This is a genomic window from Streptomyces sp. SX-6 (genome assembly GCF_059089585.1).
The window spans coordinates 116,735-138,025 of sequence record NZ_JBTHHU010000018.1; the positions used below are offsets into that span (position 1 = coordinate 116,735).

Annotated in this window: 22 protein-coding genes; 13 read left to right on the forward strand and 9 right to left on the reverse strand. The window is 71.4% G+C overall.

The genetic code is table 11. The features are described 5' to 3' along the window. Window positions 1-12: 12 nt before the first annotated feature. The 3 genes from tyrS to ACV530_RS22130 form a co-directional block, all read right to left on the reverse strand. Window positions 13-1,431, reverse strand: a complete 1,419-nt coding sequence (gene tyrS, locus ACV530_RS22120; protein ID WP_494334317.1) for a tyrosine--tRNA ligase — start codon at window positions 1,429-1,431, stop codon at window positions 13-15. Between the two features lie 98 nt (window positions 1,432-1,529). Continuing rightward, on the reverse strand, window positions 1,530-2,948 hold the full coding sequence (locus tag ACV530_RS22125) for a metallopeptidase TldD-related protein (protein ID WP_494334318.1): 1,419 nt from the start codon (window positions 2,946-2,948) through the stop codon (window positions 1,530-1,532). Continuing rightward, window positions 2,945-4,468: a TldD/PmbA family protein gene (locus tag ACV530_RS22130; RefSeq protein WP_494334319.1), complete on the reverse strand. Its 1,524-nt coding sequence runs from the start codon at window positions 4,466-4,468 to the stop codon at window positions 2,945-2,947. The genes ACV530_RS22125 and ACV530_RS22130 overlap by 4 nt, the downstream gene beginning before the upstream one ends. Before the next feature lie 193 nt (window positions 4,469-4,661). Between ACV530_RS22130 and fabG the strand changes: the two genes are divergently transcribed. The 3 genes from fabG (at window position 4,662) to ACV530_RS22145 (ending at window position 6,577) form a co-directional block, all read left to right on the forward strand. Next, window positions 4,662-5,381 carry a 3-oxoacyl-[acyl-carrier-protein] reductase gene (fabG, locus tag ACV530_RS22135; protein WP_494334320.1) on the forward strand — a complete coding sequence of 240 codons (720 nt, stop codon included), beginning with the start codon at window positions 4,662-4,664 and terminating at the stop codon, window positions 5,379-5,381. A 5-nt stretch (window positions 5,382-5,386) separates the two neighbouring features. After that, window positions 5,387-6,148 carry an enoyl-ACP reductase FabI gene (gene fabI / locus ACV530_RS22140; RefSeq protein ID WP_494334321.1) on the forward strand — a complete coding sequence of 254 codons (762 nt, stop codon included), beginning with the start codon at window positions 5,387-5,389 and terminating at the stop codon, window positions 6,146-6,148. 87 nt (window positions 6,149-6,235) lie between these two features. Continuing rightward, window positions 6,236-6,577 (forward strand): hypothetical protein, encoded by a 342-nt coding sequence (locus ACV530_RS22145; protein WP_494334322.1) that lies wholly within the window; start codon window positions 6,236-6,238, stop codon window positions 6,575-6,577. On the opposite strand, the gene ACV530_RS22150 is transcribed toward ACV530_RS22145, so the two are convergent. Next, window positions 6,556-7,224, reverse strand: a complete 669-nt coding sequence (locus ACV530_RS22150) for a FadR/GntR family transcriptional regulator (RefSeq protein ID WP_494334323.1) — start codon at window positions 7,222-7,224, stop codon at window positions 6,556-6,558. The two genes, ACV530_RS22145 and ACV530_RS22150, sit on opposite strands and share 22 nt — an antisense overlap. Window positions 7,225-7,275: 51 nt before the next feature. Between ACV530_RS22150 and ACV530_RS22155 the strand changes: the two genes are divergently transcribed. From ACV530_RS22155 to ACV530_RS22170, 4 genes are all read left to right on the forward strand, one after another. After that, a complete protein-coding gene (locus ACV530_RS22155; RefSeq protein WP_494334354.1) occupies window positions 7,276-8,535 on the forward strand; it encodes an MFS transporter in 1,260 nt (419 codons plus the stop codon). A gap of 64 nt (window positions 8,536-8,599) precedes the next feature. Beyond that, the gene (locus ACV530_RS22160; protein ID WP_494334324.1) at window positions 8,600-8,716 is read left to right on the forward strand and encodes an SGM_5486 family transporter-associated protein; all 117 of its coding nucleotides are present in this window, start codon (window positions 8,600-8,602) and stop codon (window positions 8,714-8,716) included. A 163-nt stretch (window positions 8,717-8,879) separates the two neighbouring features. Further along, window positions 8,880-9,080 carry a hypothetical protein gene (locus tag ACV530_RS22165; protein WP_494334325.1) on the forward strand — a complete coding sequence of 67 codons (201 nt, stop codon included), beginning with the start codon at window positions 8,880-8,882 and terminating at the stop codon, window positions 9,078-9,080. A 74-nt stretch (window positions 9,081-9,154) separates the two neighbouring features. Next, window positions 9,155-9,673, forward strand: coding sequence for a SixA phosphatase family protein (locus tag ACV530_RS22170; RefSeq protein ID WP_494334326.1), 519 nt, complete (start codon window positions 9,155-9,157; stop codon window positions 9,671-9,673). 19 nt (window positions 9,674-9,692) lie between these two features. Here the strand turns inward: ACV530_RS22170 and serB are convergent, their stop codons facing one another. Next, a complete protein-coding gene (gene serB, locus ACV530_RS22175) occupies window positions 9,693-10,925 on the reverse strand; it encodes a phosphoserine phosphatase SerB (protein WP_494334327.1) in 1,233 nt (410 codons plus the stop codon). Window positions 10,926-11,001: 76 nt separating this feature from the next. After that, the gene (locus ACV530_RS22180; protein ID WP_494334328.1) at window positions 11,002-12,516 is read right to left on the reverse strand and encodes a streptophobe family protein; all 1,515 of its coding nucleotides are present in this window, start codon (window positions 12,514-12,516) and stop codon (window positions 11,002-11,004) included. A gap of 172 nt (window positions 12,517-12,688) precedes the next feature. Between ACV530_RS22180 and ACV530_RS22185 the strand changes: the two genes are divergently transcribed. Further along, on the forward strand, window positions 12,689-15,208 hold the full coding sequence (locus ACV530_RS22185; protein ID WP_494334329.1) for an ABC transporter ATP-binding protein/permease: 2,520 nt from the start codon (window positions 12,689-12,691) through the stop codon (window positions 15,206-15,208). Window positions 15,209-15,278: 70 nt separating this feature from the next. Here the strand turns inward: ACV530_RS22185 and ACV530_RS22190 are convergent, their stop codons facing one another. Together ACV530_RS22190 and ACV530_RS22195 are read right to left on the reverse strand one after the other, a co-directional pair. After that, a complete protein-coding gene (locus ACV530_RS22190; RefSeq protein ID WP_494334330.1) occupies window positions 15,279-15,989 on the reverse strand; it encodes a transglycosylase SLT domain-containing protein in 711 nt (236 codons plus the stop codon). 331 nt (window positions 15,990-16,320) lie between these two features. After that, window positions 16,321-17,019: a nitroreductase family protein gene (locus tag ACV530_RS22195; protein WP_494334331.1), complete on the reverse strand. Its 699-nt coding sequence runs from the start codon at window positions 17,017-17,019 to the stop codon at window positions 16,321-16,323. Window positions 17,020-17,126: 107 nt separating this feature from the next. On the opposite strand from ACV530_RS22195, the gene ACV530_RS22200 reads away from it, so the two are divergent. From ACV530_RS22200 to ACV530_RS22220, 5 genes are all read left to right on the forward strand, one after another. Then, a complete protein-coding gene (locus ACV530_RS22200; protein ID WP_494334332.1) occupies window positions 17,127-18,260 on the forward strand; it encodes a GAF domain-containing sensor histidine kinase in 1,134 nt (377 codons plus the stop codon). Continuing rightward, window positions 18,253-18,900 carry a response regulator gene (locus ACV530_RS22205; protein ID WP_494334333.1) on the forward strand — a complete coding sequence of 216 codons (648 nt, stop codon included), beginning with the start codon at window positions 18,253-18,255 and terminating at the stop codon, window positions 18,898-18,900. The genes ACV530_RS22200 and ACV530_RS22205 overlap by 8 nt, the downstream gene beginning before the upstream one ends. A 154-nt stretch (window positions 18,901-19,054) precedes the next feature. Beyond that, window positions 19,055-19,291, forward strand: coding sequence for a chaplin (locus ACV530_RS22210; RefSeq protein WP_494334334.1), 237 nt, complete (start codon window positions 19,055-19,057; stop codon window positions 19,289-19,291). A gap of 178 nt (window positions 19,292-19,469) precedes the next feature. Then, window positions 19,470-19,817: a chaplin gene (locus ACV530_RS22215; RefSeq protein ID WP_494334335.1), complete on the forward strand. Its 348-nt coding sequence runs from the start codon at window positions 19,470-19,472 to the stop codon at window positions 19,815-19,817. A 201-nt stretch (window positions 19,818-20,018) separates the two neighbouring features. Further along, complete coding sequence (locus ACV530_RS22220; RefSeq protein WP_494334336.1) at window positions 20,019-20,360, forward strand: chaplin; 342 nt, start codon at window positions 20,019-20,021, stop codon at window positions 20,358-20,360. Window positions 20,361-20,433: 73 nt separating this feature from the next. On the opposite strand, the gene ACV530_RS22225 is transcribed toward ACV530_RS22220, so the two are convergent. Beyond that, window positions 20,434-21,240, reverse strand: coding sequence for an Rv1486c family protein (locus ACV530_RS22225; RefSeq protein WP_494334337.1), 807 nt, complete (start codon window positions 21,238-21,240; stop codon window positions 20,434-20,436). Window positions 21,241-21,291: the final 51 nt, after the last annotated feature.

A 21,291-nucleotide genomic window follows, 5' to 3' on the forward strand; every position in this document is an offset into this window, starting at 1 on the left:
TACGTCCTTACGTCAGAGCCCGCGGACCTCGGCGATCTTGCGGCCCGCCTTGAGGTAGACGCTGCATCCGTCGGCCACCGTACCGGCCTTGGTCAGGACCTCCGCGGCCACCTCCGCCAGCGGGCGGATGGCCTCGGCCTCGGCGAGCACGATCGACTCCTGGCCGCCGGCGGTCTCGATCACCAGGCGCAGACCGTTCTGCTTGGCGACCCGGCGGGCGGCCGAGGCGCTCGGCTGGAAGCCCAGCACCTTGCTGAGGACGGCGGTGACCGGCTCGGCGCCGTGTTCGGCCGCGTCCACCACCGGCAGCGCCTCGACGTCGGTGAAGCTCTTCTTCGAGAACTGCGCGATGAAGCCCGCACGCGCCGCCATGGCCGCCTCCACGCCGTACAGCGCGGACACGACCTCGCCCGCGAGGACCTTCTTCAGGTCCATCGGGTGCAGCGACTTGTCCTCGAGGCGGGAGAGGGCGAGCGCGAGCTCCTCGTCCGTCCACTCCGTCCACGCCTTGAGGTACGGCTCCATCAGCCGGTCCGGAACCGACATGATCTTGCCGAAGACATCGTCGGCGGTCGCGCTGAGCCCGACGTAGTTGCCCTTGGACTTGGACATCTTGGCGCCGGTGCCGTCCGTGCCCTCGATCAGCGGCATGGTGACCACGAGCTGGGGCTTCTGCCGGTGGATCTCCATCAGCTTGCGGCCCATCTGCAGGTTGAGCAGCTGGTCCGCGCCGCCGAGCTCGACGTCGCAGTCCAGGGCCACCGAGTCGAGGCCCTGGGCGATCGGGTACATCAGCTCCGACATCGTCAGGCCCGAGCCCGCGGCGAGGCGGTTGCGGAAGTCCTCGCGCTGCAGCAGCTGCGAGGCCGGCACCTGCGTGAGCAGGCCGAGCAGCTCGGGGAAGGTGTACGGCGCCAGCCACTCGCTGTTCTGCCGGAAGCTCACCTTCTCGAAGTCGAAGAAGGGGCGCACCTGCTCGCGGTAGCCCGCCAGGTTCTTCGCGATGTCGTCGTCGGTGAGCGGCGGGCGCTCGGCCGTACGGCCCGTCGGGTCACCGATCTTGGCCGTGAAGTCGCCGATGATCAGCGTGACATCGTGCCCCATCCGCTGGAAACGGCTGAGGATGATCATCGGCACCGTGTGGCCGAGGTGGACGTCCGCAGCCGTGGGGTCGATGCCCAGCTTGACGTGCAGGCCCTTGCCCGCGGCGCGGCGCTCGTCGATCCGCTCGGCCAGCTTGTCCTCGCCGGGCAGCACCTCGACCGCGCGGCCCGCGATCAGGGCGGCCTGCTCCTTGCCCGACAGGTCCGTCAGGTCCAGATAGCGCCGCGCCTTGGTCTCCGTCAGCAACTGCTGGACGGTCGAGTCGGTGGAGAGGTCCTGCTTGAGGAGCTCACTGGCGCGGGCGACGGATTCGCCGAGGCGTGTCATGGCGTTCCTGAGGAGTCGGAAGAGAGGGACAGGTGGGACGCGACCAGTCTATTCGGCCCGGTCGCAGGCCTCCCTGTCCCACCCTCCCGGCCGGCCGGTCAGACCCCCTTGCTGACGGAGCTCATGTGGAAGTCCGGGATGCGCAGGGCGGGCATCGCGACCCGCGGGAAGTCCTTGATGCCGTCGCGCGGCAGCGTGCGCTCCGTACGGCCCGCCTCCGTGGCGCGGGACAGCAGGCTCACCGGGGACTCGTTGAAGCGGAAGTTGTTGACCTCGCCCACGACCTCCCCCCGCTCCACCAGGTACACGCCGTCCCGGGTCAGCCCGGTCACCAGCAGCGAGGCCGGGTCCACCTCGCGGATGTACCAGAGGGAGGTCAGCAGCAGGGCGGGCCCGTCGTGCCCGCTCGCGGCGATCAGCTCCTCCGTCGAACGGGTGCCGCCGCCGTCCAGGACGAGGTTGCCGATGTACGGGGTGAGCGGCAGGCCCGTCAGGGCGGCGCTGTGCCGCGTGGTGACCAGGTGCTCGAGCACGCCCTCGCGGATCCACTCCGTGGCGGTCAGCGGCAGGCCGTTGTCGAAGACCGACGTGTCCGGCAACGCCCTGCCGGTCGCCGAGACGGTCGTGAGGACGAACGGCGCGCACTCCAGCCCCGCGGCGTGCGGATCGCTGCGCAGCGTCAGCGGCAGCCCCGACAGCTTCTCGCCCACCCGCGTCCCGCCGCCCGGTGCGGAGAAGACCGTACGGCCCTCGGCGGCATCCCGGGCGTTGGCCCGGCACTGCTGGTGGACGAGCAGGTCCGCCACCGCGTGCGGCGGCAGCAGCGTCTCGTACCGCCCGGCGGGCAGCTCGACCCGGCGCCGCGAGTGGGCCAGCCGTCCGGCGAGTTCGGCGTCGAGGTCGAGGGGGTCCACGTCCGTGAAGTCGCGGGTGGGCCGGGCCAGCCACGCGGAGCCGCCGTGCGCGGGGGACTTGGCGTTGAGCTCCACGCGGCCGGCGGGCTGGTCGTGGCGCAGTCGCAGCCCGGCGGAGGTGCCGAGGTAGCTCGAGACGACCGCGTGCTCGGCGAAGCCGTACAGTTCGCGGCCCTCCGCTCGGGCGCGTGCGAAGGACTCGCCGAGCGCCGGGGCGAAGCCCTCGAGGACGGCGGCGGAGGTCTCCGCGGGCGCGTCGGTGAAGCCGGGGGAGTGGGGTACGTCCGTCACCGGCGGTGCGGCGTCCTCGGCCGGGCCCGCCTCGCGGGCGGCGGCCTCGGCGGCCCGTACCAGCGGCTCGAGTCCGTCGGCGGTGACCGCCGAGCGCGTGACGGTCCCGGCGGCCGTGCCCGTCGCGCCGCCGACGGTCGCGATCACGGTCACCGTCTGCCCGCGGGTGACGCCGTTGGTGGTCGGCGCGTTGCGCGCCCAGCGCAGCTGGGCCGTGGACCGCTCGGCGACGATCACCGCGCAGCCGTCGGCCCGGGAGAGGGACAGCGCCCGCTCGACGATCTCGTGCGGCCTGCTCAGACGGTTGCTCATCGACCGGCCTCCTGAACCGTGTTGAGGACGTTGACGCCCCGGAAGAGTGCCGACGGGCAGCCGTGCGAGACGGCGGCGATCTGGCCGGGCTGGGCCTTGCCGCAGTTGAACGCGCCGCCCAGGACGTACGTCCGCGGACCGCCCACGGCGGTCATCGAGCCCCAGAAGTCGGTGGTCGTCGCCTGATAGGCGACGTCGCGCAGCTGCCCCGCCAGCCGGCCGCCGCGGATGGCGAACGCCCGCTGCTGGGTGAACTGGAAGTTGTAGCGCTGCTGGTCGATCGACCACGAGCGGTTGCCCACGATGTAGATGCCGCGGTCCACGCCCGCGATCAGCTCCTCGGTCGACGGCCCGTCCGGCGCGGGCACGAGCGACACGTTCGCCATCCGCTGGACGGGCATGTGCGCGGGCGAATCGGCGTACGCGCAGCCGTTGGAGCGGCCGAGGCCGGTGAGCCGGGCGATCCTCCGGTCCAGCTGGTAGCCCGTGAGGACGCCGTCCTTGACGAGGTCCCAGGACTGGGCGGCGACCCCCTCGTCGTCGTACCCGATGGTCGCGAGGCCGTGTTCGGCCGTACGGTCCCCGGTCACGTTCATCAGCGGCGAGCCGTACCGCAGCGTGCCGAGCCGGTCCGGGGTCGCGAACGAGGTGCCCGCGTAGGCGGCCTCGTAGCCGAGCGCGCGGTCCAGTTCGGTGGCGTGGCCGATCGACTCATGGATCGTCAGCCAGAGGTTGGACGGGTCGATCACCAGGTCGTACGCGCCCGGCCGCACGCTCGGCGCGCGCAGCTTCCCGGCCAGCAGCGAGGGCATCCCGTCCAGTTCGGCGTCCCAGTCCCAGCCCGTGCCGGTCAGGTACTCCCAGCCGCGGCCGGCCGGGGGCGCGAGGGTGCGCATCGAGTCGAAGTCCCCGGTCCTCGGGTCCACGGCCACCGCGGTGAGCTGCGGGTGCAGCCGGACGCGCTGCTGTGTGGCCGTGGTGCCCGCCGAGTCCGCGTAGAACTTGTTCTCGTGCACGGCCAGCAGTGAGGCGTCCACGTGCGAGACGCCCTCGCCGGCCAGGAGGCGCCCGCTGAAGTCGGCGAGCAGGGCGGTCTTGTCGGCCGCGGGGACGTCGAAGGGGTCGGTCACGTACGAGGAGACCCAGGTCCGCTCCTCGTGCACGGGCTCGTCCGCCAGCTCCACGCGGTCCCCGGAACCGGATGCCGCCGTCACCTTGGCCGTGAGCTTCGCCATTGCGACGGCCTGCGAGGCCACGCGCGCGGCGGCGTCCATCGTCAGGACGGTGCCCGAGGCGAACCCCCAGGAGCCGTCGTGCACCACTCGTACCGCGTAACCGAGGTCGGTGGTGTCCGACGAACCGGAGAGGCGGGCGTCGCGCAGCTGCCACGCGGCATGGCGCACCCGCTCGAGACGGAAGTCGGCGTGGGCGGCGCCCAGGGCACGGGCCCGGGCGAGGGCGGCGTCGGCCAGAGGGCGCAGGGGAAGGGCGAGAAAGGACGCGTCGATGGGGTGGGTCACAAAGCCTCCCGGTGGTCGTCGGCGTGCATCATGCCCACACCCGGGCCCGGAAGAAGCAGTTCCGTTCTGTAGAGATCCAACAGTGACCGTCCGCCGCCCCTGTCGCTGCCCGATTGTCTCCCAGGCAACGTCTACCGATACGTTCGTGTAGTCCAGCTCCATTCATGGATACGCACACGGAAAGGGTGGTCCTTTGAGCCGCTCGGTTCTCGTCACCGGAGGAAACCGGGGCATCGGCCTCGCCATCGCCCGCGCCTTCGCCGAGGCGGGCGACAAGGTCGCCATCACCTACCGCACGGGAGAGCCGCCGGAGGCCCTCGTGAAGCTCGGGTGCCTCGCCGTCAAGTGCGACATCACCGACACCGAACAGGTCGAGCGGGCGTACAAGGAGATCGAGGAGAAGCAGGGCGCGGTCGAGGTGCTGGTGGCCAACGCCGGCGTCACCCGCGACCAGCTGCTGCTGCGCATGTCGGAAGAGGACTTCACCTCGGTGGTGGAGACCAACCTCACCGGTACGTTCCGGGTCGTCAAGCGCGCCAGCAAGGGCATGCTGCGCGCCCGCAAGGGGCGGATCGTGCTGATCTCGTCCGTCGTGGGCCTGATGGGCTCCGCGGGCCAGGCCAACTACTCCGCCTCCAAGGCCGGGCTGGTCGGCTTCGCCCGCTCGCTCGCCCGTGAGCTGGGCTCCCGCAACATCACCGTCAATGTCGTCGCGCCCGGCTTCGTGGACACCGACATGACCCGCGTGCTCAGCGACGAGCAGCGCGAGGGCATCGTCGGGAACGTCCCGCTGGGCCGTTACGCGCAGCCCGAGGAAATCGCCTCCTCGGTGCGCTTCCTCGCCTCCGACGAGGCCGCATACATCACCGGAGCCGTCATTCCTGTCGACGGCGGATTGGGCATGGGTCACTGAACGTCATGAGTGGAATCCTTGCAGGCAAGCGCATTCTGATCACCGGCGTCCTCACCGAGGCGTCGATCGCTTTCCAGGCCGCCAAGGTCGCCCAGAACGAGGGCGCCGAGGTCATCCTGACCGGCTTCGGCCGGCTGTCCCTGGTCGAGCGCATCGCCAAGCGCCTGCCCAAGCCGGCTCCGGTCATCGAGCTGGACGTCACCAACCAGGAGCACCTGGACGGGCTGGCGGACAAGGTCCGTGAGCACGTCGACGGCATCGACGGCGTCGTGCACTCGATTGCCTTCGGCCCGCAGGGCGCCTTCAACTTCCTGGAGGCCTCGTGGGAGGACGTCTCGACGGCCGTCCACGTTTCGGCGTACTCCTACAAGGCGCTGGCCATGGCCCTGCTGCCGCTGATGCCGGCGGGCTCGTCGATCGTCGGCCTGACCTTCGACGCGCAGATGGCCTGGCCGAAGTACGACTGGATGGGCGTGGCCAAGGCGTCCCTCGAGGGCACCAACCGCTACCTGGCCCGTGACCTCGGCCCCAAGGGCATCCGCTGCAACCTGGTCTCGGCCGGCCCGCTCAAGTCGATGGCCGCCAAGTCCATCCCGGGCTTCGAGGAGCTCGCGGACGTGTGGAACCACCGGGCCCCGATCGGCTGGGACCTGGCCGACCCGGAGCCGGCGGGCCGCGGCGTCGTCGGCCTGCTGTCGGACTTCTTCCCGCGCACCACGGGCGAGATCGTGCACGTCGACGGCGGCGTGCACATGATGGGCGCCTGATGTCCTTCTGAGCTTCTTCCCGGGCCTCCCGAGTCGTGATCAGGGCCGTGCGCCCGCACACTGGGAGTACCGGGAGGAGGTACGGGCGTGGCATCTCCCCGCATACCCTGGCGGCGTGCGGCGGCCTTCGTGCTCGCCGCCGCCGCGCTGGCCGGCTCCATGGCCCCGGCCGCTCCCGCCGCCGCGGCCCCGTTGCCCGAGGCCGAGTGCCACACCCGCGTCCGCGGTTCCCACGCCACCGCGGACTGCTACAACGGCAATGCCTATCCCGACCGCGTCCAGCTGCACGTCAGCTGCGTCCGCTGGTGGGACCCCGCCATGGACACCGCCCCCGCCGTCGTCGGCCCGGCCCGCCATGTCACCCTCGCCCAGCGCTGCTGGCTCGAGATACGCCGCGCCTGGCTCACTCACGCTTCCGGCGTGCGGTAGGGGTGCGTGCTCGCCTCCTCCGCCGCCGCGTCGGCGTCCCCGGCACGGATCGCCGCCACCAGCCGTGCGTGGTCGCTGAGTTCACGGGGGCGCGGCTCGGCCGTGATGTCCGTCCGCAGGAAGCCCCGCACCACGGTGCCCAGGTCCGCGTACAGCTCGGCCAGCACCTCGTTGTGCGCGGCGGCGACGACCGCGGTGTGGAAACCGGCATCGGCCTCGACGAACCGCTCCGGGTCGCCCGAGCGCCAGGCGTCCTCGCGGCGGGCCAGGAGCTTGTCGAGCTGGCGGAGATCCGTTTCCGTACGCCGCTGCGCCGCCAGTGAGGCTGCCTTGGTCTCCAGCGCGCTGCGCAGCTCGGCCACCTCCCGCGGATCGGCGTGCGCGAAGCGGCGGTTCATCACCCCGGCCAGCTCGCTGGTGGCGACGACGTACGTGCCCGAGCCCTGCCGGATGTCCAGCAGACCGTTGTGCGCGAGGGCGCGGACGGCCTCGCGCACGGTGTTGCGGGCCACCCCCAGCCGTTCGACCAGTTCGGGTTCGGTGGGGATGCGCGAGCCCACGGGCCACTCGCCGGAGGTGATCTGACCGCGCAGCTGGGCGATCACCTGGTCCACGAGCGGGGTGCGGCGGGGGGAGGTCAGAGGCACAGTTAATTCATCCCATGATTCGATGACCGGCGCTATCGTGCGTGCATGAGCATGGCAGACGATCACGTGACTTCGACGGTCGGTACGGCGGAGCCGCACCGTGATCCCGGGAAGGCCCCGCCCCGGCGGCGACTGGCCCTCGCCGTGTGCCTGGTCCTCGCGGCCCTCAACCTCCGTCCCGCCGTCACCAGCCTCGGCTCGCTCCTGGAGGAGGCGCGGGACGGACTCGGGATGAGCGGCACCGTCGCCGGCCTGCTCACCTCCGTCCCCTCCCTGTGCTTCGCGCTCCTCGGCGCGGCCGCACCCCGGCTGGCCCGGCGCTGGGGCACGGCGACGGTGGTCTGCGCGGGGCTGTCCGCGGTCTGCGCGGGCCTCGCCCTGCGTCCGTTCGCGGGCGGCACGGCGGGCTTCCTGCTGCTCAGCGCACTGGCGCTGGCGGGCATAGCGCTGGGCAACGTCCTGATGCCCGTCGTCGTCAAGCAGTGGTTCCCCGACCGGGTCGGGCCGATGACCGGCCTGTACTCCATGGCCCTCGCCGCCGGTTCCGCCGTCGCCTCGGCCGTCACCGTGCCGCTGACCGGGGCCCTGGGCGGCGGCTGGCGGCTCGGCCTCGGGGCGTGGGCGGTGCTCGCCGCGGCGGCCGTGGTGCCGTGGGGCGTTGTCGCCCGCCGCTGCGCCGCCCGGCCGGAGGCCGGGCCCGCCACCCAGGACGCCCCGGCGGTGCGCATCACCCGCAGCCCGACGGCCTGGGCGCTGACCGTCTTCTTCGGGCTCCAGGCCGGCAGTGCCTATGTCGTGATGGGCTGGATACCCCAGATCTTCCGCGACGCGGGCGTGTCCGCCTCCACTGCCGGGGTGCTCGCGGCGCTGACGATGACGGCGGGCATCCCGCTCTCCCTCGTCCTGCCGCGCATCGCGGCCCGCATGCGGCACCAGGGCGCGCTGGCGCTCCTCCTCGCCGCCTTCGGGCTCGCCGGGTACACGGGGCTGTGGCTGGCCCCGGCCGCCGGTGCCTGGGCCTGGGCACTGCTGCTGGGCGTCGCCAACTGCGCCTTCCCGCTGGCGCTCACGATGATCGGCATGCGGGCCCGGTCCGGGGCCGGGGTGGTGCGGCTGTCCGCCTTCGCCCAGAGCGCGGGCTATCTGATCTCCCTGCCCGTACCGATGCTCGTGGGCGGGCTGTACGGGCGGACCGGGAGCTGGGGGCCGCCGATCGCCCTGATGGCGGCGCTGATGGTGCCTCAGGCGGTGGCGGGCGTCCTGGCCGGGCGCGACCGCGTCGTCGAGGACGAGCTCCGCGGCGCCCCGTAACCCGACTCCGGTGTCTGACCCGACCCCGGCGTCGGGGCCGTGAGCGGGATGGGACACTGATGCCATGCCCGTGCTCGAACCGAATCCCCAGAACGGCCAGAAGACCCTCCTCACCATCCTCGGCGTGATGCTCGGCATCACCGCCGTCATCGCGGTCATCGCGACGTTCGCCTCACGCTGACCGCGCCCGGTGGGGATGGTGGTGCTGGCCCCACCATCCCCTAGGGGGCGGTCATCAGGGGCGTGTGGGTGGTTTACCGGATGGGGGAACACGGCTCTTTTCCTTAGGTTGTTGAGTACACCGCGACGCTGCGGTGCACCGACACCGTCCGGAGGAGACCGCCATGTCCGTCGGCCAGAGGGGGCCTGGCCCCGTGCAGACCAGGCTGCCGTGGTGGGCCGTCGCGCTGCCCGCCGTCGCCTTCATAGCCCTCTTCACCCTGCTGGCCACCCCGGCCTCCGCCCAGTCGCGCGAGACGGGCGACGGGCCGATCGCGCGCGTCCTCGAGCTGGTGCACGACTCCCTCGAGCACCGGCTGCCATGAGCCGTACCACCCGTCGAGGTCAAGCCTGTCAACACCCCGCGCCGCGCGGCTGGTTTCATGCGAAGCTTGACGGCATGAGCGCCGAACCGACCCGCAGGATCGTCCTTCTCCGGCACGCCAAGGCCGAATGGTCCGACATCGACGATCACGAGCGTCCCCTCGCCGAACGAGGCCGCAAGGACGCCCCCGTGGCCGGCCGCTGGCTCGCCGGTTCCGGAATCGCCCCCGAGCTGGCCCTCTGCTCCACCGCCGCCCGCACCCGCGAGACCTGGAAGCTCGCGGTCCACGAGCTGCCGCAGCGCCCCCGCACCGTCTATGACGACCGGCTGTACGAGGCCTCGCTCGGCGAGCTGATCGCGCTGGTCAACGAGGTCTCCGACGAGGTGGACGACATCCTCGTCATCGGGCACAACCCCGGCATGCACGCCCTGGCCGACGCGCTGGCCGGCGAGGCCGACGGCGATCTGCTGGCACGGATGAACCGCTCCGGGTTCCCGACGGCCTCGATCGCGGTGCTCACCTTCAGCGGCTCCTGGAAGTCCGTCGAGCACGGAGCGGCCCGCCTGGCCGCCTTCTGGACCCCGAACGTATAAGAGCCTCAGGGCGGCCCGCTCACTCGTGGGTGTTGGCCGCCTCGACCTCTTCGCGGGTGACCCCCAGCAGATAGAGCACAGTGTCCAGGAAGGGCACGTTCACGGCGGTGTGCGCCGCCTCCCGCACCACGGGCTTCGCGTTGAACGCCACGCCCAGGCCCGCCGCGTTGAGCATGTCGAGGTCGTTCGCACCGTCCCCGACCGCCACCGTCTGCTCCAGCGGCACCCCCGCCTCCGCCGCGAACCGGCGCAGCAACCGGGCCTTGCCGGCCCGGTCCACTATGTCCCCGGTGACCCGGCCGGTCAGCTTGCCGTCCGCGATCTCGAGCGTGTTGGCCGAGGCGAAGTCCAGCCCCAGCCGCTCCTGCAGATCGTCCGTGACCTGGGTGAACCCGCCGGAGACCACACCCACCTGGAAACCGAGCTGCTTGAGCGTACGGATCAGGGTCCGGGCGCCCGGCGTGAGCCGTACCTCCGCGCGCACCTTGTCGACGACCGACGCGTCCAGGCCGGCCAGCAGCGCCACCCGCGCGTGCAGCGACTCCTCGAAGTCCAGCTCGCCGCGCATCGCCCGGGCGGTCACCTCGGCGACCTCGTCCTCGCAGCCCGCGTGCGCCGCGAACAGCTCGATGACCTCGTCCTGGATCAGCGTCGAGTCGACGTCCATCACGACCAGACGCTGCGCCCTGCGCTGGAGACCGGCCGCCACGACCGCCACGTCCACCCCGAGCTTCGAGGCCTCGACGGCCAGAGCCGTGCGCAGCGTCTCCGTCTCCGTGCCGGAGACCGCGAACTCCACTGCGGTCACCGGGTACTTGGCGAGCCGGAAGATGCGGTCGATGTTGCCGCCGGTGCCGGTGATGCAGGCCGCGATGGACGCCGCCGCCTCGGCGGTGAGCGGGTGGCCGAGCACGGTGACGTGCGAACGGCCCACGCCGCGCGGCCTGTTGTCGCCCGTACCCGAGATGATCTCCGTCTGCAGGTGCATCGACTCGGCCCAGCTGTGCACGGTCGCCCGGAGTCCGCCCTCCGACGCGCCGCCCCCCTGGGGTGCCGTGACCAGTGCGCACAGGGTGATCCGGCCCCGCGTGACGATCTGCTCGATGTCGATCACATCGACGGCGTAGGCGGCAAGGGTGTCGAAGAGCCCGGCGGTGATGCCCGGCCGGTCCTTCCCGAAGATCTTGACGAGGAGAGTGGGGACATCGTCACCGGCGACAGCGGTGGCAGGCGGGGTCTGCGATGCGCTCATGGTGCTTCTACCGTATCCGGTGCCCGATTGGCGTCAGCAGGGGGAGCGGGCAGAGGGAGCACTGTTCACCGTGCGGCTACCGGCGCGGCGGCTCGTCGTCCGCACCCGGCCACCCCCGGGAGGGCGGGCGCAGATAGGGGTTGGTGTCGTCGCGCGCGGGCCGGTAGCCCGTGGACGGGCGGTACGGGCCCGGCTCCGTTTCCGCCCGCGGCCGCGGGACCGGGCCTGCGGTGGGGGTGGCGCGCCGGCCCGCGGCGCCCACGGCGTACGCGAGCAGCGCCCCGAACGCGCCCGCGCCCAGCCCCCACAGCAGGCCCAGCCCCGCGGCCGCGAGCGGGTCGCCCCGCAGGTCGAGCCCGGCCCCGACCGCGTCCACGCCGAGGACGGCCAGTCCCGCGTCGGCCTTCACCCGGGTCGCCAGCACCAGCAGCGGCAGGGCCAGGGCGGTGGCCGCCCCCAGCGAGAGCGCGCAGCGCCCCGCGAACGCCGCCGCGCCCCGGCCGCCGTGCGGGGTACGGACCGCGGTGAGCACTCCGGCGAGCAGCATGAGCAGCGCGCTGCCCACGGCCAGCAGCCACACGGGCGGTGCGAGCTCGGCGAGGCGGCGCACCGACACCGGCTCGTCGGCCTTGCCGGACAGCAGCTTGTCGAGCGGGTCGGGCAGCACCTGCAGCAGTGAACCGCTCGCCGTGCCGTGCCAGGGGACGAACAGCCCGAGCGGCACTCCCGTCCACACCCCGTTCGGCGTCCCGAGCAGCGCGGCGCCCGCGATCCGCCGCGGGTGGTCGTCGCCCGCGGCCGCGACGGCCGCCGCGGCCCAGCCGGCCCCGACCGGCAGCACCAGGACGGTGCACAGGGCCGAAACCGCCGGACGTACCCCCCGGTTCAGGACGGTCCAGCCCGGCGGCAGCGCGCTCCGGCGTGCGGCGAGCATCGTGAGCAGCAGCACCGCGAGCACCCACACCGCGCCGCCGAGCAGCGACGGGCCGGTCCGCACGGTGAAGCCGACGGTCGCCTTGGCGCGGGCGAGGCCGGAGAGCCCGTCGGGCAGTCCGCCACCGATGTCGCCGATGTCCCCGAGGCCCGGGATATCCAGGCCGCCGCTGTTTCCTCCTGTATTCCCGCCCGGGACAAGGTCGTTGCCGTCGAACGTGATCGTGGAGGACGCCACCCAGCACAGCCCGCCGAGGACGAGCAGGAAGAGAACGGCCACCGTGCCCGCGCGCAGGGCCAGTTCACGTCCGCGCGGTGCGAGCCCCGCCGCCCGCAGCGAGCGGGCGAAGACCAGGCCGAGCAGCAGTGCCCCGGCCAGGCTCACGCCAAGTGGCGCGATGTCGATGGTGGTGTGCGCCCCGGCGCCCTGGATGCCGAATGCTTCCACTGCCCCCGAGGGGCTGATGGACCCCCCGACCGCGAGCACGACCAGCGCCGCGGCCATCGGGCCGAGCGAGCCCGCGCCGTCCGCGCCGAGCAGATGCAGCCCCAGCGCCGCGACCGCGGCCATGGCGAGGAAGGACCAGCTCACTGCCGCGATCGCGGTGAGGAACACATCGGCGCCGCGCGCCGTACGGCCTGTTCCGGCAATGGTCATCACGGCCCCCCGGTCCACTGTCCGGGGAGGGGTTCCCTCCGTCAACCACACCTGTTACCGGGCCGTGTCAATCCCCGACTTTCGATCGGAGGACTGTGCCTGAAATAGTTCCTCCCGATGTTCGCCATCCCTAGACTCCCTGAACAGCAGGGGGTACATCGGGGGACAAGTAGTGGGGCATGGAGTGCCTGATCTCGTACTGGAATTGAATGGACAGACCTGGGCATTGGACCCATCCAGGTCGTACACCCTCGGGCGTGATCCGCAGGGTGATGTGGTGCTGGAGGACGCCAGGGTCTCGTGGCGGCACGCCACCGTCCGCTGGAGCGGGCACAGTTGGGTCATCGAGGACCATGGCAGCACCAACGGCACATATGTGCAGGGGCAGCGTGTCCATCAGACGGAGATCGGCCCCGGTTCGGCCGTGCATCTGGGCAACGCGACCGACGGCCCGCGGCTGAGCCTCAGCGCCGCCGTGGCGTCGGCCGCGGACCTCCACGGTGCGCAGACCTCCATGGCCGCGCCGCACCAACAGCCGGTCCAGGGCTGGGCCCAGCCGTACCAGCAGGCGCCGCAGCAGGTACCGCAGCAGGCGGCCTGGCAGCAACAGCAGCCCTACGTACCGCAGCAGCAGGCCCCGGCCCCGTCGGCCTCGCAGGCCGCGCAGGCCGCGCCCGGCCCGTCGCCCGCCGCCGGCGACCGCAGCCCGACGAGCTTCCACCAGATGTCGGTCGGCCGCGTCATGCGCATCGGCCGTGCCCTGGAGAACGACCTCGTCGTCGCGGACCTCCAGGTCTCGCGCCACCACGCCGAGTTCCGGGCCACGAACGACGGCCGCTTCGAGATCGTCGACCTCGGCAGCCACAACGGCACCTATGTCAACGGTCAGCCGGTCAGCCGGCAGATCATCGGCCCGAACGACATCGTCGGCGTCGGCCACTCCACCTTCCGTCTCGTCGGCGACCGTCTCGAGGAGTTCGTCGACACCGGCGACGTCTCCTTCTCGGCCCGCCACCTGACCGTCACGGTCGACGGGGGCAAGCAGATCCTCAAGGACGTCTCCTTCGGCGTCCCGGAGAAGTCGCTCATCGCGGTCATCGGCCCCTCGGGCTCAGGCAAGTCCACCCTGCTGAAGGCCCTCACCGGTTACCGGCCGGCCAACCAGGGCGACGTGCTCTACGACAACCGCAACCTCTACAAGCAGTTCGCGGAGCTGCGCCAGCGCATCGGCCTGGTGCCGCAGGACGACATCCTGCACAAGGAGCTCACGGTCCGGAAGGCCCTGCGGTACGCGGCCAAGCTCCGCTTCCCCGGCGACACCGCGCCCGCCGAGCGCGAGGCCCGCATCGACGAGGTGCTGCGCGAGCTCAAGCTCGACATCCACAAGGACAAGAAGGTCACCGCCCTCTCCGGCGGCCAGCGCAAGCGCGTCTCCGTCGCGCTCGAGCTGCTGACCAAGCCGTCGCTGATCTTCCTGGACGAGCCGACCTCCGGCCTCGACCCGGGCATGGACCGCGATGTGATGCAGCTGCTGCGCGGCCTCGCCGACGACGGCCGTACGGTCCTCGTCGTCACGCACTCCGTGGCGGAACTGGCGCTCTGCGACAAGCTGCTGGTCATGGCCCCCGGCGGCTCGGTCGCCTACTTCGGCCCGCCCGAGGAGGCGCTCAACTTCTTCGGCTACGAGACCTGGGCCGATGTCTTCTCGGCGTTCGAGAACTACCGCGACTACGACTGGGCGGGCCGCTGGAAGGGCTCCCAGCACTACCAGATGTACGCGGCCGACATCGACGCCGTGGCGCCGCAGCAGGTGACCCCGCAGGTGGTGAAGCCGCCCAAGCCGCAGAGCTGGGGCGCCCAGCTGTGGACGCTGATGCGCCGCTACTGCTCGGTCATCGCCTCCGACCGGGGCTTCATCGGGCTGATGCTGATCCTGCCGGCCGTCCTCGGCGGCGTGAGCTGTGTGATCCCCTCCGACTTCGGCCTGGGCGCGCCCACCCCGGGCCACTTCAACCAGGACGCCGGCACCATCCTGCTGATCCTCGCGGTCGGCATGTGCTTCTCGGGCGCGGCCAACTCCGTCCGTGAGCTGATCAAGGAACGGGTGATCTACGAGCGGGAACGCTCCGTCGGCCTCTCCCGCTCCGCGTACCTGATGTCGAAGGTGATCGTCCTCGGCGTGATCACGGCGTTCCAGGGCATCATCATCTGCGGCATCGGCTTCTCGATCCGCAAGCTGCCCGAGCACGGCCTGATCCTCAAGAACCTCCCGGCCGTGGAGCTGTGCGTGACGATCATCGCGCTCGGCTTCACGTCGATGATGATCGGCCTCGTGATCTCCTCGCTGGTCAAGACCGCCGAGAAGACCATGCCGCTGCTGGTCATGTTCGCGATCGTCCAGGTCGTCTTCACCGGGATCATGTTCAAGATCTACGGTTCGCCCGGCATCGAGCAGTTCGCCTGGCTGATGCCGTCCCGCTGGGCGGTCGCCGGCACCGGCGCCACGCTGGACCTCTCGCACATCATGGCGCCGATGGACAAGAACGACCGCAGCAACCACGACCCCCTGTGGGCCCACACGGCGAGCCAGTGGGGCATCGACCTGATCGTTCTCATCGCGCTCGGAGTCCTCTGCGGATTCGCAGTCGCGCGTTTGCTCCGCCGTCATGAGCCGGAGGTCATGCGCAAGTAGCGGCACCCATGACAAAGGGCGGCGGGACCCGGGAAACCGGGCCCCGCCGCCCTTTTGCTGTCCGCGCGGCTCAGTAGGCGGAGTTGACGTTGTCCATCGAGCCGTAGGTCTTCGCCGCGTAGTTGCAGGCGGCGACGATGTTGGCGACCGGGTCGTAGATGTTCCAGGAGGTGCCCTCGACGTGGTACGCCTGGAAGGTCGGGTCGATCACCTGGAGCAGGCCCTTGGAGGGGGTGCCGGCCGTGGCGTTGGAGTCCCAGTTGTTGATCGCCTGCGGGTTGCCGGTCGACTCCCGCATGATGTTGCGGTAGAGGCCGTCGTAGCTGCCCGGGATGTTGTGGGCGGCCATGATGTCCAGCGCCTGGCGGATCCAGCCGTCGAGGTTGTTCGCGTAGGCCTTCGGGGCCGGGGCGGCCGGGGCGGCGGTCGAGGCCTCGACGGGCTTGCGGGCCTCGGACCGGCTCGCGGCCTCCTTCTGGGCGCGCTCCTTGTCGGCCTTGGCCTTCGCCTCGGCCTCGGCCTTCTTCTTGGCCGCGGCGTCGGCCTGCGCCTGCTTGGCGGCGTTGTCCGACTGCTTGGTCAGCTCGCTGCGCTGCTCCTCGGTACCGAAGGACTGGGCGTTCCACGCCACCGGCTTGACGGCGACCGCCTGCGAGTCCTCCTTCGCGGAGCTGCCCGGGACGACTGCGAATGCCAGAGCCGCGACGCCTGCCGCGGCGATGCCCGCGGCGGAGAACGTGTGGACCTTGGTGAGACGGCTATAGCCGGAGATGGAGCGCATGACTGTGCTGAACCTCTTCCAATCGCCCGAGTCGCAGTGACCCGGTTTTCGGCGCAAAAGAAGCGCCGTCTGTCGGTCACGGCGCCCTGCGGCTGGGCAATTGTTAGCGGCAGCAAAAAGCTGTGGCAAAGGTGTGACGTACTATCCAGCATCGTTGCGACGCCCCGCGGCGAGCGGTCCCCGAACCCGCTCGCCGCCAGCTCAACGCGGTGCTTACTACGCTCTTACACAGCAACTAGGCAGGGTCGTAGGTGATCTGCGTCCTATGCGCGGGCTCACATCGCGAGGAGGTTTGCGTCGCGCAGCGTCATGCTTCCGGCGCGCTGTGTGCTCAGATCTCGACCAGCACCTGGTCGAGGCTCTTGCGCACCAGATCCGGGACCTCGCAGTCCTCCGCCGGATACCCCACGGGGATCACCGCGAAGGCCTTCTCGTTCGCCGGGCGCCCCAGCACCTCGGACAGGAACCGCATCGGGCTCGGCGTGTGCACCAGCGCCGCGAGCCCCGACAGGTGCAGTGCCGACAGCAGCATCCCGACCGCGATGCCGACGGACTCGTCCACGTAGTAGTGCTTGCGCTTGCCGCCGTCCGCCCCCAGCCAGTAGCGCTGCTGGAAGACCACGACCAGCGCCGGCGCGTCCGTCAGATGCGGCTTCACCTCGTCCGTACCCAGCGGCCGCAGCGCCGCCAGCCACTCCTCGCCGAGTCGTCCCTCGTACGAGACGCGCTCCTCTTCCTCCGCCGCCTCGCGGATGCGGCGGCGCACCCCGGGGTCCTTCACCAGGACGAACGTCCACGGCTGCTGGTGCGCCCCGGACGGCGCGGTGGCGGCGCAGGCGATCGCGTCCCTCACCACCTGCTCGGGCACCGGGTCGGCGGAGAACTGCCGTACGGTCCGCCGCTCGGCCATCCGTGCCCTCAGCCCGGCGGCGCGAGCGAGGGACTCCTCGGCGGGCATCCGCGCGGGCCGGTAGGGGACCGGCCGGTAGGGAGCGCCATGGGTGGGGGTCCACTGCACAGGTATCGGCATGGTCCGAGTCTGGTGCCGGCAGGGCCCTTCGGCCTAGGGCGCGGGGCGTAAGCGACCGCCGCCGCCGGTCCGATCCCCGGACGCCCGCCGCTCGGTACGGTGAGGCCATGAGCACTGGCCAACGCTCCGGCCTGACCGCCGTGAGCACCGCGATCCTCGCCATGAGCCGACATCTCGAGGTGCGCGACGTCCTCCAGACGATCGTCGTCTCGGCGCGTGAGCTCCTCGGCGCCGAATACGCGGCACTCGGCGTCCCCGATGACCACGGCGGCTTCGCCCAGTTCGTCGTCGACGGCATCAGCGAGGAGGAGTGGAAGGCCATCGGCCCGCTGCCCCGTCAGCACGGCATCCTCGCCGCGATGCTCGAGGACGCCACGCCGCAGCGCCTCGCCGACGTCCGCGAGGACCCCCGCTTCGAGGGCTGGCCCAAGGCCCACCCCGAGATGTGCGACTTCATCGGCATGCCGGTGGCCGACGGCGACGAGATCCTCGGCGCGCTGTTCCTCGCCAACAAGACCGTGCCCTGCAGCGGGTTCACCGCCCAGGACGAGGAACTCCTCGCCACCCTCGCCCAGCACGCCGCCATCGCCCTCACCAACGCCCGCCTCTACGAGCGCAGCCGCGAGCTGACCATCGCGGGGGAGCGGGCCCGGCTCGCGCACGAGCTGCACGACGCCGTGTCCCAGAAGCTGTTCTCCCTGCGCCTCACCGCCCAGGCCGCGACGGCCCTGGTCGACCGCGACCCGGTCCGCGCCAAGGGCGAGCTGCACGAGGTCGCCCGTCTCGCCGCCGAGGCCGCCGACGAACTGCGCGCCGCCGTGGTCGAACTGCGGCCCGCCGCGCTGGACGAGGACGGGCTCGTCGCCACCCTGGGTACCCAGGTCAAGGTGCTCGACCGCGCCCATTCCGCTCACGTCACCTTCTCCGCCCACGCCATGCGGGCCCTGCCCGCCTCCCAGGAGGAGGCGGTGCTGAGAGTCGCGCAGGAGGCCCTGCACAACGCCCTGCGCCACTCCGGGGCGCAGGGCGTCGAGGTCAGCCTCACCCGGGCGGGCCAGGGCGCCGTGCTGCGGGTCGTCGACGACGGACAGGGCTTCGACCCCTCCGCCGTCCGGCGGGCCGGGCGGCACCTGGGGCTGGTGTCCATGAGGGACCGCGCGAACGGCGTGGGCGGCAGGCTGACCGTTGTGTCGGAGCCCGGCAAGGGCACGGCGATCGAGATGGAGGTGCCCGGTGGCTGACGAACGAGTGATCAAGGTTTTGCTGGTGGACGACCACCAGGTGGTCCGCCGGGGGCTGCGCACCTTCCTCGAGGTCCAGGACGACATCGAGGTGGTCGGCGAGGCCGGGGACGGCGCCGAGGGCGTCGCCCGGGCCGAGGAGCTGAGCCCCGACGTCATCCTCATGGACGTGAAGATGCCCGGCACCGACGGCATCGAGGCGCTGCGCAGGCTCCGGGCGCTGGACAACCCCGCCCGGGTGCTGATCGTCACCAGCTTCACCGAGCAGCGCACCGTGGTTCCGGCCCTGCGGGCCGGTGCCGCGGGTTATGTCTACAAGGACGTGGACCCCGATGCCCTCGCCGGTGCCATCAGGTCCGTGTCGGCCGGGCACGTACTGCTCCAGCCCGAGGTCGCCGGCGCCCTCCTGTCGCAGGAAGACGGGGGCGGCGGCCAGGGCCGGGGCAACGCGCTCACCGAGCGCGAGCGCGAGGTGCTCGCCCTGATCGCGGACGGCCGGTCCAACCGGGAGATCGCCCGCGCCCTGGTGCTGTCGGAGAAGACCGTCAAGACCCACGTCTCCAACATCCTGATGAAGCTCGACCTCGCCGACCGGACCCAGGCGGCCCTGTGGGCCGTGCGGCACGGGATGGGCGACTGAGCCGCACGGTTGCGGAACGTCGCATTCCGATCAGTAATTCATGCGGTCGTGTGATTGGCCATATGACCCAGAAACCTGACCGGCGGTGGACCGTTCTCCATGGCGTAACCGCGGCGGCTGGCCGTGGCAACGTTTCAGGAAGGTCAGAAGAAAAGTGAAGAACATGAAGAAGGCCGCTGCCATCACGCTCGCCGTCGGCGGTCTTGCCCTCGCCGGTGCCGGTGTCGCCTCCGCGCACGGCGCCGAGGGCATCGCCAAGGACTCGCCCGGTGTCGTCTCCGGCAACGTCGTCCAGGTCCCGGTCGACGTGGACGCGAACGTCTGCGGCAACACCATCAACGTGGTCGGCCTGCTGAACCCGGCGCACGGCAACCTCTGCGTCAACGAGTAAGGACCGCTGCGCCATCCGGTCGGTCGGCCCCGCTTCGGCGGGGCCGACATCCGTGGGGGACCAATCGTCCGAATGAGGGCAAACGCCGTTGATGGCCGTGCCATCGACCGCGCAGTGGCGTTCATCAGGGCGCGACTCCGTCGTCTGGGTCGCAAGTCACCAGCAAAGGAAGACCCCCATGAACCCTGCTCAGAAGGTCGCCCTCATTCTGGCCTCAGTGGGCGTGACCCTCGGCGCCTCCGTCGGCAGCGCAGCAGCCCACGACGAAGGCGGCTCCCAGGCCCGTGCTGTTGCGAAGGGCTCGCCCGGCGTTCTCTCGGGTGACATCATCCAGATCCCGCTCGATGTCCCGATCAACCTGTGCGGCAACAGCATCGACATCGTCGGGCTCCTCAACCCGACGTTCGGCAACACCTGCATCAACGCGGAGCCGGAGCGCCACACGGAGATTCGCGACTACCATCACCACGAGCGCCGTCACGAGCTTGAGAACATGCACGAGCACGAGGACGCGTACGAGCGCTGACCCCACCGCACTCCGCCGACACACAGGGCGAGACCCCGCGGGCGTTCCGTCCGCGGGGTCTTCCAGGCATCCGTGGGGGATCAATCGTCCGAATGAGGGCAAATGCCATTGATGGCCGTGCCATCGACCGGACAGTGGCGTTCATCAGGGCGCGACTCCGTTCTCGGGGGTCGCAAGTCACCAGCAAAGGAAGACGCCCTCATGAACTCTGCTCAGAAGGTCGCTCTCGTTCTGGCCTCCGTAGGTATGGCAGTCGGTGCCTCCGTCGGAACGGCCGCAGCCACCGACGGAGGTGGCTCCCAGGCCCGTGGTGTCGCGACGCACTCGCCCGGCATCCTCTCGGGTGACGTCATCCAGATCCCGATCGACCTCCCGATCAACCTGTGCGGCAACTCCATCGACATTGTCGGGCTCCTCAACGCGGCGTCCGGCAACACCTGCGTCAACGCGGAGATCCACCCCCAGGAGATGCACTACGAGCGCCACTATGAGCGCCACTTCGAGGGTGGCCGTCACCACGAGGGTGACCACCACCACGAGTAATGGCCGCGGCGGGCACTCGCCCCGCAAGCAAGGCCCCGCGGACCCCTTCGGTCCGCGGGGCCTTCCGCGTGCGTCAGTGCCGGCGCCGCTCCCGGTCCTCCACCAGCGCGTTGTACGCGGCCACCTGGGCCCGCCGGGCCGTACGCTCGACGGGCCGCAGCGCCGCCGCCCGGGCCGCGATCTCCGAGGCGCTCACCGCGGCCCCGTGCTCCCGGCCCCCCTCGTGCCCGGGCGCGTACGCGATCGAGATCAGCGCCCCCACCCGCCGGGCCAGCTCCAACACCCGTGCCGCGCGCGGCGGATAGCCCGGCGCGAGCACCTCGCGCCCCTGCTCGGCCCGGGCCCGGTAGGCCTCGAGGGCTGCCTGGGCCGCCGGGCCCGAGCCCGCCACGTCCAGCCGGGACAGCGTCTGGGTCGCCTCGCGCAGCGCCTCCGCCAGTTCGCGCTCCGCCTCGGAGAGCGACGGAACGTCGGCGGGCGGCGCGTCCCGTACGGCCATGCAGTGCCAGAGGACCTCCACGTGCACATCGCCCGCGGGGCCCGCCTCGTGCACCTCCGGCACCAGACCCAGCCCGGCGCCCGAGGCGATCACCGCCTCGCCGGCCTCCAGGGCGCGGGCGTTGAACTCCGGGGGTCCGCTCAGCCCCAGCGGATGCCCGGGGGCCGGCAGGGCGAGACGCAGTCCGGTGGCCCCGAGAGCGCGCAGCCTGCCCAGTGCGAGCGTGAGTCCGACCGGCCCGGGTTCACCCGGGATGCCGATGACACGGTGCACCGCGTCATCTCCGGTGATGTGATGCACCGCGTCGTCGGGCGCGGCAAATCCGGCAAGTACGGCATTTCCCCATGCGCAGAGCCGCCCTGAGTGATGTTCATCGAGCATGGCCCCCAGCCTAGGGACTGGCATCGACGACCGGTGGCGTAGGTTTTCCTT